The following is a 16,694-nucleotide window of genomic DNA, read 5'->3' as shown; positions in this document are numbered from 1 at the left end:
ATTAGCCACTGGCAGGGGCCTTGAGTGCCACACGGCAAGAGTCCAGCAATAGCTGTTCCATAGCCCGACGGTTGACTGCTGCATCAAAGTGCTCGCGTACATAGGCCTGGCCACGTCGGCCCATCAACAAACATTTTTCCGGATCATGGCGCAGTTGCTCGATCAGCTCGGCAAGGTGCTGGCCGTCGTTGGCGGAAAAGTTCAGGCCGGCGCCAGCTGCCTTGACGATTTGTCCGGCCTCCCCGGCCACGCCGCACAGCACTGGCCGCGCACAGGCCATGTAATCGAGCAGTTTGGTGGGGATTGCCCCCCGAAACAGCGGAATATCCAGCAACGTGACAACACACAGGTCGGCAGCGTTAATGTAGGCCCGCGCCTGATCCTTGGGTATGGGCGGCAAAATCAGCACGTTATCGAGCCCCAGCGCCTGTGCGCGCGCCTGTATGCAGGGCTTGCGCATGCCATCACCAATCAGCAGGTAACGCACCGGCTTGCCGTGGCTTTGGCGTGCGGAATCGAGGACCACATCCAGATTATTGGCCTCGCCCATCGCCCCCAGGTACAGAACGATATGGCAGTCTTGCCAGCCCAGTTGACGGCGTATCCGCTGCCCGGCCGGCAGGTCGGTAAACAACATGTCGCGGTCAACGCCGCAGGTCACTACCTGCAGTTTTTCGGCGGGCCAGCCACGGGCGACGATGTCATCGCGTATTCCCGTGGTCAGCGCGACAATTCGCACCGCCTGGTTATAGAGCAGCCGCTCCATCCATGACATCACTGAAATCAGCAGCCGGTTGCGCAGGATCCCCATCTGCACGGCAGACTCCGGCCACAGGTCGCGCACCTCCAGGACCAGCGGGATACCGCGTAGTTTGCATACCAGCCAGGTCGAAAACATCGGGAAGATCGGCGGCGAGGAAGCCAGTACGACGTCCGGCCGGCGCATGCCCAGCAAGCCCAGCGGAGCGCTCAGGGAAAACGAGATAAAACTGAGCAGGCGACCTGAATAGCTACGGTGCAGTTGGGTATAGGTGAAGGTGCGAATAACCTTGACTGCCCCATCGCGCTCACGGCGCAACAGACGCCGGTACCAGGGCAGCACAGCCGGATCGGCCTGCATATAGCCGGTCTCACCGGATACTACCGTCACTTCATGCCCTTGCCCGGCCAGATGCTGGGTCAACTCGAAGACCAGCGAATGCCCTGGCGCCTGATGGCCTTGGTAATACTGATAAACCACTGCGACTTTCATCGGAGTTCCTCATAGATCTGCTTGAGCTTCTCGCCTTCACACTGCCAGCTCTGAGTCTGGCGTACCTGTTCCACGGTATTGCGCCAGGCCTGCAAGCGGGGTCGATCAGCGAACAGATCATCGATTGCAGCCGCCAGACGGGCCACACTGCTCAGGTCCTCGACCTTGCCAATCTGCTGGTCATGGACCAGGCGGCGCAGTTCAGGAAGATCACTGGCCAGGATTGGCAAGCCGGCCGCAATGAACTCGAACAGCTTGTTAGGGGTGCAGTAATAGTTGTTCAGGCAAATGGGCTGATAAGGGATGATTCCGGCATCGGCCGCGCTGCTAATCGACAGCAACCGGGCCTGGGGCACTGCCCGATGCAGATGCACCCGATCCTGTAGCCGCAGGCGGACCACCGTGCGCTGCAGGGCCTCGGCCAGTTGGCCATCACCCAGCAGAACCAGGTGCACATCGCTGCTCTTGAGCAAGGCCATGGCCTGCACCAGTTGCCCCAGATGGCGACCGGCTGACAAGCCGCCCTGAAACAGCAGAATTCGCTGGCCGGCCGCAATGCCAAAATGCTCATGCAAGTAGTTGGAACGCGGCGGCAACGGGCCGATACGCTCAGCGTTATGGATGACCGACACCCTGGCCAACCCATAGCGCCTTTGCAACTCACCGGCAATCGACGGGTTGACGGTGATCACCCGGTCGCAGGCTGATATATGTCGTTGCTCTATCTGTGCCCAGGTTGCCCGCTGCCAGCGCGCAAACTCCTGCTCGCAATACAGTTCATGGCTGTCGTAGACCAGCCGGGCGCCAAACTCGGCGGCCAAGGCACGCCCGACGGCCAGCATCGGCAGATCGTGGGCAACCACCACCTCGGCCAAATGCCTACGGCCAGTTGCCAGAAACAGGTTCAGATAGAAGCGCTCCTGATCGACTACAAAGCGCCAGGCCGCCGATTTCAGCAGCCGCATGAACCAGCCATTCATCGGCAGGTAACGGCGCACCAGGCGGTAGAATTCCAGAACGCGGTTTTCACGGCGTGCTGCCGCCTCACTGGCAGAACCAATGCGCAAGACTCGCGAGTCGTCAGGGGCACCCGCTTCATCGAGCGGCATGGCCAGAATCGTCACCTGCCAACCAGCCTCTTGCAGGCTGTCGGCCTGCAATATGATCCGTCGATCAATCTGCCGATCGTTGCAGAGCATCAACACCCGGCGCATTTCAATCACCTCCAGGCTACGCATCTGCATCGATGAAGTTGCGGTGCCACAGTTCAAGACACAGCAGCCCCCACACCACCCGGCCGAACTCTCGCTCGCAACCCAGGGCTTTTTCGACCGCGGCCACGTTATAAAGGCCGCGCTGGCGGGCCCGCTGGCCAAGCAGGGTGTCGCGGACAAAATCCCGGGCCACACCTTTGGTCCACTGGGTCAAGGGAGTCGGAAACCCCATCTTGTCCTTGCGCTCGAAAATACTCGTCGGCACGGCGCTGCGCACCGACTCCTTGAACAGGTGTTTCATCCGCCCATTGGCAAACTTGACGTTGGGAGGGATGGTCGCCATGAACTCGACAATCCGGTGATCGAGCAACGGCACCCGCGACTCGATGGACGCCGCCATACTGGTGCGGTCCTCGACATGCAGCAGCGCTGGCAACGAACCCTTCAGGTCGAAGTAGGTCATCTGGTTGACCAGCGAGTGCAGCCCATCGCGGTTGAAGATGCGCTGGAACGACGCCAAGGGCGAGTAATCACCATTACCGCGCAACACGTCCTGATTGAACAGCTGGCTCATGCCCTCGCTGCGATCCAGCAAACGGAAGTAACGCAGGTCATGGGCGCCAAACAGGCCATCCTTCCACAACCCCTGGAGCATCGGCTGATAGCTGGCCAGCAGCGGCAGGTTAGGCACGATTGACTCCAGCGATACCGCATAACGCCGCTGGCTGGCAGTCTGGTAAATGGCCCCGGACAGGCACTTTTCCAGGTAGGCCGCCATGTAACGGGCGTAACCGACAAACAGCTCATCACCGCCCTGCCCGCCCATGACGACCTTCACATGCTGGCTGGCCAGTTGCGCAACGTAATACTGTGGAATCACCCCTGGACCGGCCACCGGCTCGTCCATGAAATGCATCAGACGCGGCAGTAGATCAGCCAATTCATCACCGGCCGGAATGTAGACTTCGTTGTAGGCCGTGCCGGCAAATGCCGAAACCTCCTTGGCATAGCGTGTCTCATCGAACTGCGGACCTTCGTGAAACGCCCCGGTAAAGGTGTTTATCGACTCACTGCCGAGCATGCGCGAGGCCAGGCAAACGATGGCACTTGAATCCAGACCACCAGACAGGTGAGCCCCCAATGACACATCCGAACGCAGGTGCAGGCGAATCGAATCGTCGATCAGGCCTGACAGCGTATCGATGAAATAGCGCTCGTCATGTTCTTCGTCGATGTTGTACTGCACATCCCAATACTGGCGGCAGCGGATCCTGAGGGCATCGCCTTGATACCAGGCCGTCAGGCAATGACCGGGTTCGAGCTTTTCAATACCTTTGAACAGGGTTTTCTGATCGAGACAGAACTGGAAGGTCAGGTAATCCTGCAAACCTTGGTGGTTAGCCTGGGCGGGCACCGAGCCATCAGCCAGAATCGCCTTGATCTCGGAGGCGAACAGCAGGCGCTTGCCATCAAAATGGTAGTAAAACGGCTTGATGCCAATCCGGTCCCTGGCGCAGAACAGTTTATGTTCATGGCGGTCCCAGATGGCGAAAGCGAACATGCCCACCAGGTGATCCACCACCGACTCGCCCCATTCGCGATAGGCGTGCAGCAAGACCTCAGTGTCCGAATAGCTGTGAAGCGGGTGGCCCTTGCCGATCAGTTCACGACGCAACTCCAGGTAGTTATAGATCGCCCCGTTGAACACGATGATAAAGCGCCCGTCTGCGGTGAGCATGGGTTGCTTGCCGTGCTCGGGGTCGATGATGGCCAGGCGCACATGACCCAGCCCGACCGGCCGCTGCTCGTCGAGCCACACACCCTCACCATCAGGGCCTCGATGGCGGATAGCGTTCATCATGTTTTTCAAGGACTGGGTAATGTCGCCACTATTACCAAGGGTCGCCAGTGAGCCTGCAATTCCACACATCAGTGATTCCCCTCGACACAGCCTATAGTGCCGGGTGCTGGCGTAACGCCCTCCAATGAAGCAAAGACTCTGACAACCCAGAGTTCTCGAAGAAAGATGACGTTCTTTGCTTCGCTATTACTGAGAAACTTAAGAGAAGATTGAATGGTTAGGTAAAAGGGCGAAAATCCCAGCGCACTAGAATGAACTTGACCAAAAAAAACAGCCACCCTAATCACACTATAGAGCATCTTCATAAAATGCTTACTTCCTGGGTAACAGATCATAGCGCCAATACTTGCGAACAGGTGTAAACAGCCCTGTATAGGCAAGGTCTTCATACGCTTCAATATAGTTAATGTTTTCAAAGAAAAAACGTTCTTTATAAACCTCATGGCCCTTTCGTCCTGGAAAAGTGGCATTGAGGGGAGCGGTTGGATTGTTTCTCATTTCAAGGAGACCTATAGGGTATAACCATCCATTCAACGGATCGGTCAGTTGCCATTTTCCGTCGACCTTTACTTCCGTCATGGCATGGTAAAGTGGCTGCCCATCCTGAAACGTGGACTCAATCGCAAGCACTCGGAATGGAATCCCCAAATCGTGCATTTTCATGGCCATCCAGAGGGCCGTATGCGAGCAGTTACCCTCGGTCCCCTCACGCGCATCGGCAACTGACATCTGATTGAATAGAGGCCCTTCGGAGTAACTCTTTAACCGCGCAGATATCTCTTTCTCTAATATCGAACTGAGTTCAGTCTGTGACAATCGTCCAGATCCACCGGCCGAGCGCAGAGAAAATACGTTGATGCCGCGCATCAGCACACGGGGCTGCCCCTGAAGGTCACTGAACTCAAGTTTCAGCGTTGTCGCCTGCTGCAAGCCGTGAATACTGATGGAACTCTGCTCGCCAGCACTGACGCGCTGGCGGCTGACTTCCCGCCAGCCGCCGTTGTTAGTGAGCGGCACTAGAACCCGCACGGCACCTGCATAGTTGTCCTTGGACTCCCAGTTCAACTTGATAAGGGCATCATCCACAGGCCTGGAGAGTTTCAAGGTTACATAGGCACTGCTATCGCCCTCCACGCCGGCTGTATAGTCATCGTTCAAATCGCCATCCAAGGCATTGTCGAAACCAAAGCCCTCATAGGTCGGTGAGGCATCGAGCAACGAAATATCAACCGACTCTAAGGGAGCCTTGTACACCGGCTGCGCAATCACCGGATGCCCCTGGGCCTTGGCGGCCAGAAAATAGGCCTGACGCTCGGCGTACTGTTCGAAAAACCAATCCCCAGTGAGCTGTGCAATACGTTTTAGCTGTTCAACTTCGTAGACCTGATAATCCGCCCCTTTGTACCACCCCATGTCCTGGGGACGCACTTCGACGACGGACTCTTTCCACTGCTGGTCGCCGGTCGTGGTAATGACCGCATTACGCAGCGGTACGAAATCCAGCACGCCGCCCTCATGAATGGATTGAATCCTGACGACAAACGTGCCAGCGGCAACATCTTTGTATCGCACGACAAAGCGGTGGGGACGCACCTCGAAATAGTCAGAAAATTTTCGCTCTGGCAGTTGCAACAGCGCGTACACATTCTGCCGGGTACCACCGCTTACCGCTTGTTGATGGACCCGGTAGCCGTTGGTAAAGGCGCGAACCTGACGTCCTTCTACCCGTTGTTCGGGCAACCACTCAAGCCCGGTGATTCGCGAAGCACCTTCAAATGCTCGTTTACTGCCCACCGCCAACTTGACTTGCTTGGCATACTGCGGCGCTTGCAGCCCAATGCTTTCAATCAGCGGGGACGCATCGCCGTTTATCCAGTCAAGCTGAAACAACAGTTCTTTCTTTGGATTAAGGTCATATCGCATCCAGTAACCGGTATCGAACTGTGACAGTTTTTCCCGTAAGGTCGCGATTGAAGACGCTAACAATGCCTTGATCGTGGAATCATTCAGACGTCGATCGGCCTCGGCCAATTCGGGAATGCTAATCAGGTGGGCGTTCAATACATGCGTCGAATTGGGCACTTCTTCGAAATAGCGCTGCCCGGACTTGCTCAGGCTGGAAATACCGCCCTCACTGACCATCGAGGCATAACCATGCGCCGCTTTCTTGAGCAACTCAGTGACTTTTTCCTTTACCCCCAAGTTGTTATCCAGGGCAAAGCCCAAGGCCGCGAGGATATAGGCTTGCGAAAATGCGGAAGCCCAGTCGCGTTCGGTGACAATATCGTTATACGTGTTGGCAAAATCGAAGCGGTAGGTCACCGCTTGATCGGCCAAGTGGAACATATTCTTTTCCGAAAGAAACCAGTTCAAGGCAGCGGCACTGTTGACCTGGGTCTTGTCAGGACTGGTGTAGCCACCCTGCCCCACACTATCAGGGGAGAGCAGCTGCCTGGCGATAATGAACGGCGAATACACAGGCGTACCAGGGTCTGACGCAGGATCATAACTACCGTCGGCGAAGTATCGGGTTTTTTTGCCTGCTCGCCATTGCGTAACCACCCCCTCGGCGTCCAGCGTATGAACGGGAAGCATCGGTGTCTGGCTTGGCAGCTCTATGTGCTTGGGCGTGACCACTTCAAAGTCATGCCCAGACTGCACCGTGCGCAAATAAGCCAACGCAGTCTGTGCCCATGGTTCCAGGCCCCTGTCGCGCCGGGAAAGCTCACTCAGGTATTGAGCATGCTTACTGGCATAGAGCTCGCCGACCCAGTAGCCAAGGTCTCTGGGTTGAACAGGTACTTTCCAGGTTCGCCAAGTGCCAGAGCCTGAAACGAGCAGGTCAGCGTCTGGCAAGCTCTTGAACGTTTCTGTCGTGGCAGCAATAGAGCGCATCTGAACACTCAGATTACCGGGGTGCTCATCGAAGTAATCAATGCTCAGTTCCAGGCGTTCGCTGCGCAGGTTGTTCTTCCATTCACCGGGTAGCCTGAGATAGAAATAACTATAAGGAGCAGCCATCTGCCCTTCGCTACCTTGAACCTCGCGCTCACTGACCACTGGCTTGAGCCGACGTACCGTACGCCCCTCAACCGACTCGATCTGCCCCCAGTCGTTGCCGGCAATGCGCACCGCCCCTTCGGCATCGTTAGCGGCGCCAACATCCAGCACTGACTCCTGGCCAGAAACCGGATCACGCAAGACGATGCGGTCAATCGCCAGTTCAGGGTTGGCAAATCCATAAGGGTTGGCCAGACGAAAGAGCAACTCGTCCTTGCGCGGATTAAGGTCGTAGCGCAACCAGTAGCCGGCGTCATACAAGGGCAACCAACGCAGCAACGTATCGCTGCCCTTGGCCAGCCACTGTGCGTAGCGGGCATCGCCCGTGGCCTGGTGCAACTCACCCAGGGCCAGCAGCACACGCATGTGCCCGTTGAGGATATGCGAGGGGTTGTGGGCCGGCGAAGGGATTTCCTCAAACCAGATATCCTCGCCGCGGGTGAATAGAAATCCTCCCTTGTCCAACGGTACAAACAGTGACTCGGCCGCTTTTACTGCCAGTTCCAGACTGCTTTTGTCCTGCGTGCGCTTCCAGTCGGCCAGCAAGGCCTGAATGCCGACCGCCTGGGCAAATGCGCTGCTCCAGGGTGCCTTGATCGAGATATCGTTATAGGTGCTATCGAACAGGTAAGGCCAGACCCACAGGCCATGCTGATCTTCAGCCAAGTGTTTTTTCAGCCATCCAATGTTCGCGGCAAAACGTTGCGGGTCAGACTTGAGCCCCAGTTTTGGGTCGTAATCTTCCAGCCCGGCATAGGCAAGCGCATAAAGTGCTATCCAGGCCGGATGATCAACCAGCCCCACTCCCTCAATGGATAATTGAGCAACACCCTGTTCATTGACGCTGTGGCTAGCCTTATCCACATCTGTTTGCTCCATGAGGCTTTCGCCGTTCGCTGCAGGACCTGCCAGTAAAATCAATGCACCCAGGAACAGGGTCAGCAGGCGTTGAACAAGACGGCTCATTCAATACCTCCAGACACCATCTCCGGATTGGCGGTTGCAACACTGAGAAAACGGCTCATGGCGTCTGCATAGATGATGTCCTGGCTACGCCAGGCGAACGTGCTTCGTTTAAGCCTGAGGTTTTGGCGCCACATCGAAAAATTCGCAGAGGTGAAAGCGGTATCGATTGCACGGGCAATATTTCTGACGTTGTTCATCCTGGCCGAATGCCCAAACGCATTGAGGTGGACAAAGCGATTGAGCTCTGGCGAATCATTGGCCAGGATGGGTAGCCCGGCCTGTATGAACTCAAAGAGCTTGTTAGGCGTGCAGTAGTAGGAATTGAGATCGACATGCGGGTAAGGAATGATGCCAAGGTCGGCCGAGGCGCTGTGCTGCAACAGTTCGTCCTGGGGCACCGCCGGCAGGAAATGAACCCGCGTCCCCAGCAGATTCAAGCGCTCGGCCCTGCCCTTTAGCACTTCGCCAAACGGACCGAAGCCGAGCATCACCAGGTCCACATCCGCGACGGTGACATGGTCCATGGCCTGAACCAGCGCTTCCAGGTTACGGTAAGGCGCAAAACCGCCCTGGAACAACAGAATGCGGCGCTCGGCGCCCAACCCAAGTTTTTCACGCAACAGGTCGTAATGCTGCTCAGGATCGAACGCTGTGCAGGGATCGATTGCGTTGAGCAAGGTTATCGGTTTGTCGATCTGGTAACGGCGCGCCATTTCCGCGCCAATGGACTCGTTGACCGCGAACACCAGATCGGCCTTTGTGATTTGCTCAGCTTCTGCACGTGAGCAAATGCGCCGCTGGACCCAGGAGAACGACTTCTGTTCTGGATAAAGTTCATGAGCGTCATAGACCAGAGGTACGCCCCAGGCCGCCGCCAATTGGGTGCCAGCCTCCAGTGCGGGCAAATCATGGACCTGCACAAGCTCGGCAGGTGCCTCAAGGCCATGACGCAGGAAGGCTTGCGTGAAAGGCAAAGGGTCATGCAACTGAAGGTTTTGATAACGCATCAGCAACAGCGCCCGGTACCAGCCCCAGTTCAACCGGCTGCCATAAGTGAACAGACGCTGAAACATCCCCAGTTGCCGCGGATAACGATTGGCGCCCCAGTTGAGCACATCATTCAACCTGCCCTGACGCCGCATGTAGCCTTTGTAGGTCGGGTTTTGCGGAATGATATGGTTTAGCCCGATACGCGTCAGCGCGATACCCTCCGGTGTCTGCTCATGACGGGTTTGACCATCAAACGACAACGCCATCAGATGGACGCAATGCCCCCGCGAGATCAACGTGACGGCCTGCGCCACCACCCGACGATCCAGGTGCTGGTCGTGGCACAGCATCAATACATGAGTCATGCAGGTGAATTCCTATACTTCTTGTCGACGACCAGGCTCGTCAAAGCGCTGTTCAACGCCTCCAAGCGAAGCTGGTCAGCACGTAATTGGTTATCTAGTTGCTGCTTTTCGTGCAGCGCCTGACCCACCTGATGCTGTGCGTCTTGCAAAGCAACATGCAGCGCCTCGCGCTCGGCGGTCAGGTTCTGCTCGATGACCAGTAAGCGGTCGGCCTGCGCTGCACGCTTGAGCAAGGCATCACGCTCGGCGGTCAGGTTCTGGACCTGGACGCGCAGTACGTTCAGCTCAGTGGCGTAAGGGCTCGGCAAAGCCCCTGCAACCAGGCGTTCAAAGCGCGCCTGCAGGCCGGCCAGAACATCATTGGGCGAAGGCCCGCTGGTCGGTGGCCTCTGATCAAGGGTTTGCGGATCGAACCATAGTGGCTGGGCAACCTGTACGAAGACGGGACCTGCCTCAGCGGCCAATTGCAGGTATCGACACGCCTGATCCTCAGCGGCTTCAGCCCACAGCACCACAGGCGCCTGGCCCAGTTGCAACCAGGCAAAGGGTTCGTGCATGGGGCAGGACGCCAGGACCCCGTAATACCCGGCCACCGGCGGACGGGGTAACTGATGAACCCGGCGCTGCTCACCGTCTTCAAGTACGCAGCCATCGAGCAGCCAGCCCGCCTCGTCTTCCAGAACCATATGCAGATCGCCCTGACTACCGGGCAGGCGCCTGACCTCAAGGGCCGGAGCACTCTGGTAGAGCGGAAACTGAATACGCCACTGGCCGTTTTCGCTGGCCACATGCTGCGCCACCTGGCAGAAAGGCCGCAGATCGGAAAGCGCTCGCTGCCGAGCAAAATCTACGGCGCATGCCGTTTGCCTACGAGGCTTTAACAGCCTCGGCGCAGGCTCTGGGAGAGCCCCACCATCGCGCTCGAAAATCACCAGCACTTCACTGTGGCTGCGGCAATAGCGCTGCCTGGCCAACGCGGGATAAATCTGCTCGGCCAGCACCTGGGCGAACAACGACGGCAGTGCTTGCAACACCGGCGCAACTTGCCCGCCAGCACCACAGGCAGGACAGACAGCCAGCTCCCAACCCGCCCACTCATTGAATAGCTGGCGACGCAGTTGGGTTTCGGGGGCCAGCATGGGACTCCAGGGCTCGCCGGCCAGCACCGTGGCACTCACACTCCAGCCTGGCGGGCAACGTCGATGCAGATCCACAAAGTCATAACTGCGCTGGTGCCAGTTGACGTGATAGGCATGCCCGCAGGCTGGACAACGGGCGGTGGCGTCCAGCAGTTGTTCGCGAAAGGGCACCGCGACCATGACTGCTTTGCCCGCCACGCGAAACAACTCTTGCCAGGCAGCGGTTTCCTGCACATCGGGCATGTGCTCCAAGGCATCGGTACTCATGACAAGGTCGAAACTCGAGGAGGCAAACGGCAACGCCTGGGCATCGCCGAGCACGCCCTCGAACGACAAGCGCGACAAGGCCTGGGGGCTGCTATCCAGCCCCACCAGGTTCAACGGCCCCAGCGCTTGCAGGCACCTGGTCAACTTGCCATCGCCACAACCGACATCCAGTACCGAGCCGATACCGGCCGGCCAGAAGTCCATGATGGCTTGTAAAAGATTGCGCTGCCCGGCCTGCAAGGGCTGATCCCATACCTCAGCCAGCCCATACAGGCGCTTGTCCTGACTCATGAAAGAAGCTCCCACTCGGCGGGTTGATTGACCGTGCCGATCTGCACATGAATACCCGCTGGCGCGAGGACTTTCAGGGCGTGGCAACGGTCGTGCAAGTCGTAGGCTGCCGGCTCTAGCGCCGAGGCCAGGTCCAGTTCGCGAAACAGCGCAACCGACACCAGGTAATCGCCAGGCCCGAGCAACAGGGGCGAAAAGCCGACCCGTATTGCACCCGCACCTTCAATTCGGGAAAAACCAACGCCACTGAGGCGGGAAATAACCTGCATCACACAGGTGCCATCGGGACGGTAGATGGCGACCACAGGAACCGGGTCGATGATCGTCTGGCTCGCTTGAAACGCGATCACGGCAAACGCGGGCTCACCACTGATCAGGGTATGCCGACGCTTTTGCTGGGTATCGAAGAAGCCGAAACCTGTGATGTGCACCTCACCGCTGCCATAGCGGTCATTGCTGTCCAAAGCCTGCAGGTCGGCCAGCAATCTGGTGGCGGGCGACTGGAGCTGTGGCCTGTGGATCGGCAAACGCAGGACTTGCCAGTGCTGGTCATTGGCGGCGGCAATTTCGGCCAGCGCAATGTAGGTGTCCTGCTGCGGGTCATACTGCTCGAAAAGCACCGCATGGCTGGGGCTGGCGCGCAGTTCCAGCTCAACCCATGCATCGGCAGGCAAGTTGGCAGGCCAGGCGATCTGCAACGGAGCATGCTGGTAACGACCGCCAAAATCGCCAAACGCCCAGCAGGTATTTTTCGGGTTGGCAGCGCGCCAGTTCATGAACTGCGGGTCACGAATCAGGCAGGAACCGCCCGTGTGCTGGCCGGCCATGGCAATGCTGCCCAGTACCCCGTGGTTATCGCCAAAAGCGACCGCACGCAGTAACAGTGGCTCGCTGGGCGCAGCGCCATCACGCCCCACCAGACGCAGCAGGCTGGTCTGCGCCTTACCATCGAGCAGCAGGGCCGCCTGATGACGGGTCAGCGACATGCTTCGGGCCCGTACGCGGCGCTCTTCCTCTTCCCGGATACTGGCCAGATAAGCCTTGCTGACCGGCAACAAAGGGCCGTCCTGGCGAATCTGGCCTCTCTCCAGCCAGATACCCCGGTCGCACAACATCTGCACAGAGCTGATGTCGTGGGAAACGAACAAGATGGTCGCGCCCTGGCTGGTCAAGGCTTTCATGCGCTGAATGCACTTGCCCAGGAAGTAGGCATCGCCGGCCCCCAGAATTTCATCGATGATCAGCACTTGCGGGGTAATGCAGGTGGCCACAGCAAAAGCCAGACGGGCATACATGCCGGCCGAGTACTCCTTGACCGGCCTTTGCAGGAAGTCGTCAAGCTCAGTGAACTCGGCAATATCCTCGATGCAGCCCTGCATCTTCGAAGCAGCAATACCCTGGAAGGACAGCGCCGAGCGGATGTTTTCCAGCCCCGTGAAGTCAGGGTGAAAACCCGTGCCCAGGGTCATCAGCGCCTGCACCTGGCCATTGACGCGGATCTGTCCGCTGTCAGCGCGCATTTGCCGGGCGATCAGGCGTAACAGGGTACTTTTGCCGGCCCCGTTGCGGCCAATCAAGGCGACTTTTTCGCCAGGCGCAATCGTCAGGTTGATATCAGCAAGGGCCTGGAATACGTCGTAGCGCTTTTTCGAAACTGGGAAGCCAAGAGCATCGAGTGCTCGAAAGCCTGGGTGCTGAAAGCGCCGAAAGGCCTTGCTCAGGCCACTGATAGAAATGGCAAAGTCAGACATGGTCGGCAAACAACGGTTTGAGTCGAAGAACGAGCGCACCACCAAGGATGAACAGCGCACAGGAGAACAGCGCAAACATCCCAAGCCGCTCTAACGGGATGACGCCTTGCATCAGGCACGAGCGATACAGCTCCATGAGCCAGGCCAACGGATTGAACAGGACAATGCCTAGCAGCCCGGCCGGCACCATGTCGGTGGTGTATCCGATGGGCGAGACCATCATCAGAAACAGCACCAGGATCGGGATGGCCTGTTGCAGGTCACGGAAGAACACGGTCAGGGTCGAAGTGATCCATACCAGCCCAAGGACCATCATGATTTGCAGCAGATAGATCAGCGGCACCAGCAGATGGGTCCATTCAGGACCATGAACGTAGAGTACGGTGGCCCAGAGCAGGAGCATGCCGACCCCCATGGTGCTATGGCCGATCAGTACTTCCCGGGCAACCACCAGCTCGATGGGAAACAGTGTATTCATGAGCAGGTCGCGATTGGCGACGATGCTCATCGTACCGGCCCCGAAGGCCTCGGCGAACGCCAGGAACGGCACCAGGCCGCAGAACACCACCAGGATGTAGTCCGCCGTACCCAGCCCCGGGATGCGCACCTGAAGAATCTGCACGAACACCAGGCTGTACATACCCAGAAACAGCAACGGGTACAGCACCAGCCAGAGCGCTCCCAGCACATTGCCACTGGAGCGCTTGCGCAGCCCTTGCAGTACCGTGGCAAACAGAATGCGCCTGTGCTCGATCAGGCTAGACAGGGCCCTCATCACTCAGGCTCACCCAGCAGCAGCTCGACGACCCGGCGACTGGCAAAACCATCGCCATAGGGCATGCACTGGGGCCCGACAGGGTGCGTGGCCAGATTGGCGAAGGCACTCACGATTCGCTGGCAAGACGCCCCGACCAGTTGATTACAGCCAAGCTGGACCGTTTCGCCCCACTCGGTCTCCTCGCGCATGGTGATGCACGGCACCTGGTAGAAGAATGCTTCTTTCTGCACGCCGCCGGAGTCTGTGATGATGGCCATGGCCGCCTGTTCCAGAGCCACCATGTCCAGAAACGCCAGGGGTTCGACGACACGCAACGGTTCGAGCCATTGCTGCAGGCCATGCTCGCCAATCAGCTTGCGCGTGCGTGGATGCAACGCCAGGACCACGGGCAAACCCTTGGCGATATGCGCCAGAGCGCGCAGGATCTCGCCAAGGCGCACCGGGTCATCGGTATTTTCCGCACGATGACAGGTCGCCAATACGAAGCCGTTCTCGACCAGAGCCAGTGAAGCCAGAATGGCGCTGCTCTCGCGGGCCTGCTCACGGTAATGCAGGGCCACATCGAACATCACGTCGCCCACGTTGTGTACGCCCTGCTCAAGGCCTTCACGCTGCAGGTTTTCAACAGCCCCCTGGGTGGGGCAAAACAGCAGGCTCGAGACCCGATCGGCAAGAATCCGGTTGATCTCTTCGGGCATGCGCATGTTGAACGAGCGCAGGCCCGCCTCGACATGCGCTACCGGGATATGCAGCTTGGCGGCGGCCAGTGCGCCGGCCAGTGTGGAGTTGGTATCGCCGTAGATCAGCACCCAGTCCGGTTGCTCATCGACCAGGATGCGCTCGATGCCTTCGAGCATCCGGCCGGTCATCGCCCCATGGCTGCCCCCGCCGATTTCCAGGTTGTAGCGGGGCGCCGGGATTTGCAGCTCGTCGAAGAACACCTGGGACATGTTGGGATCGTAGTGCTGGCCGGTATGCACCATCACTTCTTCGATCCGCCCAGGGTGGCGGAGAATCTCTCGGGATACCGCCGCCGCCTTGATGAATTGCGGACGCGCGCCAACGATGGTGAGGACTTTGCAGGTCATGGGCAAACACTCGCTTTCAGTGCCGTGACAATGGACACCTGGACCGACTCTTCCAGATAGGGATGCATCGGCAGGCTCAGGATCTCTTTGGCCAACTGATCGCCGACCGGGAGGTGCGCCGCAGGATCGGCCACCGCAGGCTGGCGGTTCAGCGGTATCGGGTAATGCACGGCTGTCGGGATGCCAGCCTGTATGAGGGTCTGCTGGACCCTTTCACGGTCGGCGACCCGCACCGTGTATTGCGCCCAGGCGCTGGTATTGCCAGCAGCCAGCACTGGCCCGCCATCGACTCCATGGGCCTGCAATAACGCGCTGTAGCGTTCGGCGACCACCTGGCGCAACTCAAGCTCCTGATGAAATATCTCCAGCTTGGATAACAGGATCGCCGCTTGCAGGGTGTCAAGCCGGCTGTTCACGCCCACCCGGATGTGGTGGTAACGCAGCTTTTGACCATGCCGGGCAATCTGCCGCACTAGCGCAGCCAACTCGTCATCATCGGTGAACAAGGCGCCGCCATCGCCATAACAGCCCAGCGGCTTGCTCGGGAAAAAACTGGTGCAGGCGATACGGGTCAGCCCACAGGAACGGCGCCCCCTGTAGGTCGCGCCAAAGCTCTGCGCAGCATCCTCGATGACCGTGATGCCATGTTTTGCGGCGATGGCATTGATACGCTCCAAGTCTGCACATTGGCCAAACAAGGACACCGGGATAATGGCCCTGGTACGCGGCGTAATGAGCGCCTCAAGCGTTGCAGGATCGAGGTTGCAGGTGTGCGGGTCGATATCGGCATAGACCGGCCTGGCGCCCAGCAATGCAACGGTTTCAGCGGTCGCGATGTAGGTAAAGCCAGGGGTGATCACTTCATCGCCCGGGCCGACCCCGATAGCCATCAGGGCGATCTGCAGGGCGTCGGTGCCATTGGCCACACTGATGCAGTGCCTGACGCCGACAAACATGGCCAGCTTCTCTTCCAGCTCGGCCACTTCCGGGCCAAGGATGTACTGACCATGCGCCAGAACCCGCGCAATGCCTGCATCAATGCGGTCTTTGAGGCGTGCCTGCTGGGTCTTGAGGTCGATGAACTCGATCATGCGTCAGGCTCCTTGTTCAGTAGCCTGCCCTGCAGGCGGTAAGTGGCACCGCTGTGTTCACAGCGGGCCAGGCCTTGGCCCTCCAGAGGCAGCCCCAGTTGCTCGCCAAACTCGCTCATCCAGCCGATCTGCCGGCCTGGAACACCAACGATCAAGGCATAGGCCGGGACATCGCGATTGACCAGTGCACCGGCCCCGACAAAGGCAAACTCGCCGATGCTCACCCCACAGACGATGGTGCAGTTGGCCCCCAGGGTCGCGCCCTTGCCGACCTGGGTGCTGCGGTACTCGGCCTTGCGCTCGATCAGCGAGCGCGGGTTATAGACATTGGTAAAGACCATGCTCGGGCCACAGAACACGCCATCGCCCAGGGTGACGTTGTCGTAGACCGAGACGTTGTTCTGGATCTTGACCTGGTCGCCGATCAGCACCTGGTTGCCGACAAATACGTTCTGCCCAAGCGAACAGTGCTTGCCGATCCGTGCGCCCGCACACACATGTACGAAGTGCCAGATACGGGTGCCCTCTCCGATCTGTGCGCCATCGTCGATAATGGCGCTGCAATGGACCTCGATAGCCAT

Annotated in this window: 11 protein-coding genes; all 11 read right to left on the bottom strand. The window is 58.6% G+C overall.

Annotated elements, in window-relative coordinates; genetic code table 11:
- Nucleotide 1: 1 nt before the first annotated feature.
- The 11 genes from NJC38_RS08055 to NJC38_RS08005 all read right to left on the bottom strand — a co-directional run bounded on the left by NJC38_RS08055 (nt 2) and on the right by NJC38_RS08005 (nt 16,694).
- Entirely contained in the window at nt 2-1,252 is a 1,251-nt protein-coding gene (locus tag NJC38_RS08055; protein WP_253113111.1) for a glycosyltransferase family 4 protein, read from the bottom strand.
- Complete coding sequence (locus NJC38_RS08050; protein WP_045488047.1) at nt 1,249-2,496, bottom strand: glycosyltransferase; 1,248 nt, start codon at nt 2,494-2,496, stop codon at nt 1,249-1,251. Before NJC38_RS08050 ends, NJC38_RS08055 begins: the two co-directional genes overlap by 4 nt.
- Nucleotides 2,483-4,396, bottom strand: a complete 1,914-nt coding sequence (gene asnB / locus NJC38_RS08045) for an asparagine synthase (glutamine-hydrolyzing) (protein ID WP_253113110.1) — start codon at nt 4,394-4,396, stop codon at nt 2,483-2,485. Before asnB ends, NJC38_RS08050 begins: the two co-directional genes overlap by 14 nt.
- A 243-nt stretch (nt 4,397-4,639) precedes the next feature.
- Nucleotides 4,640-8,353, bottom strand: coding sequence for a D-glucuronyl C5-epimerase family protein (locus NJC38_RS08040; RefSeq protein ID WP_253113108.1), 3,714 nt, complete (start codon nt 8,351-8,353; stop codon nt 4,640-4,642).
- A complete protein-coding gene (locus NJC38_RS08035) occupies nt 8,350-9,708 on the bottom strand; it encodes a glycosyltransferase (RefSeq protein WP_253113104.1) in 1,359 nt (452 codons plus the stop codon). The genes NJC38_RS08040 and NJC38_RS08035 overlap by 4 nt, the downstream gene beginning before the upstream one ends.
- A complete protein-coding gene (locus NJC38_RS08030; protein WP_253113102.1) occupies nt 9,705-11,405 on the bottom strand; it encodes a methyltransferase domain-containing protein in 1,701 nt (566 codons plus the stop codon). Before NJC38_RS08030 ends, NJC38_RS08035 begins: the two co-directional genes overlap by 4 nt.
- A complete protein-coding gene (locus NJC38_RS08025) occupies nt 11,402-13,156 on the bottom strand; it encodes an ABC transporter ATP-binding protein (RefSeq protein WP_253113099.1) in 1,755 nt (584 codons plus the stop codon). Before NJC38_RS08025 ends, NJC38_RS08030 begins: the two co-directional genes overlap by 4 nt.
- Nucleotides 13,149-13,931 (bottom strand): ABC transporter permease, encoded by a 783-nt coding sequence (locus NJC38_RS08020; RefSeq protein ID WP_253113096.1) that lies wholly within the window; start codon nt 13,929-13,931, stop codon nt 13,149-13,151. The genes NJC38_RS08025 and NJC38_RS08020 overlap by 8 nt, the downstream gene beginning before the upstream one ends.
- On the bottom strand, nt 13,931-15,022 hold the full coding sequence (gene wecB / locus NJC38_RS08015) for a UDP-N-acetylglucosamine 2-epimerase (non-hydrolyzing) (RefSeq protein WP_253113093.1): 1,092 nt from the start codon (nt 15,020-15,022) through the stop codon (nt 13,931-13,933). The genes NJC38_RS08020 and wecB overlap by 1 nt, the downstream gene beginning before the upstream one ends.
- The gene (locus NJC38_RS08010) at nt 15,019-16,113 is read right to left on the bottom strand and encodes a DegT/DnrJ/EryC1/StrS family aminotransferase (protein WP_253113090.1); all 1,095 of its coding nucleotides are present in this window, start codon (nt 16,111-16,113) and stop codon (nt 15,019-15,021) included. The genes wecB and NJC38_RS08010 overlap by 4 nt, the downstream gene beginning before the upstream one ends.
- The gene (locus NJC38_RS08005) at nt 16,110-16,694 is read right to left on the bottom strand and encodes an acyltransferase (protein WP_253113087.1); all 585 of its coding nucleotides are present in this window, start codon (nt 16,692-16,694) and stop codon (nt 16,110-16,112) included. The genes NJC38_RS08010 and NJC38_RS08005 overlap by 4 nt, the downstream gene beginning before the upstream one ends.

Source organism: Pseudomonas sp. 21LCFQ010 (assembly GCF_024129905.1).
GTDB lineage: Bacteria > Pseudomonadota > Gammaproteobacteria > Pseudomonadales > Pseudomonadaceae > Aquipseudomonas.
Note: the sequence above shows the minus strand (reverse complement) of the source record. Positions and strands in the feature narration are given on the sequence as shown.

Coding starts and splice junctions, on each gene's coding strand:
- NJC38_RS08055 (WP_253113111.1), bottom strand. CDS start 1,252: ATGAAAGTCGCAGTGGTTTATCAGTATTACCAAGGCCATCAGGCGCCA.
- NJC38_RS08050 (WP_045488047.1), bottom strand. CDS start 2,496: ATGCAGATGCGTAGCCTGGAGGTGATTGAAATGCGCCGGGTGTTGATG.
- asnB (WP_253113110.1), bottom strand. CDS start 4,396: ATGTGTGGAATTGCAGGCTCACTGGCGACCCTTGGTAATAGTGGCGAC.
- NJC38_RS08040 (WP_253113108.1), bottom strand. CDS start 8,353: ATGAGCCGTCTTGTTCAACGCCTGCTGACCCTGTTCCTGGGTGCATTG.
- NJC38_RS08035 (WP_253113104.1), bottom strand. CDS start 9,708: ATGACTCATGTATTGATGCTGTGCCACGACCAGCACCTGGATCGTCGG.
- NJC38_RS08030 (WP_253113102.1), bottom strand. CDS start 11,405: ATGAGTCAGGACAAGCGCCTGTATGGGCTGGCTGAGGTATGGGATCAG.
- NJC38_RS08025 (WP_253113099.1), bottom strand. CDS start 13,156: ATGTCTGACTTTGCCATTTCTATCAGTGGCCTGAGCAAGGCCTTTCGG.
- NJC38_RS08020 (WP_253113096.1), bottom strand. CDS start 13,931: ATGAGGGCCCTGTCTAGCCTGATCGAGCACAGGCGCATTCTGTTTGCC.
- wecB (WP_253113093.1), bottom strand. CDS start 15,022: ATGACCTGCAAAGTCCTCACCATCGTTGGCGCGCGTCCGCAATTCATC.
- NJC38_RS08010 (WP_253113090.1), bottom strand. CDS start 16,113: ATGATCGAGTTCATCGACCTCAAGACCCAGCAGGCACGCCTCAAAGAC.
- NJC38_RS08005 (WP_253113087.1), bottom strand. CDS start 16,694: ATGGCTATCGAGGTCCATTGCAGCGCCATTATCGACGATGGCGCACAG.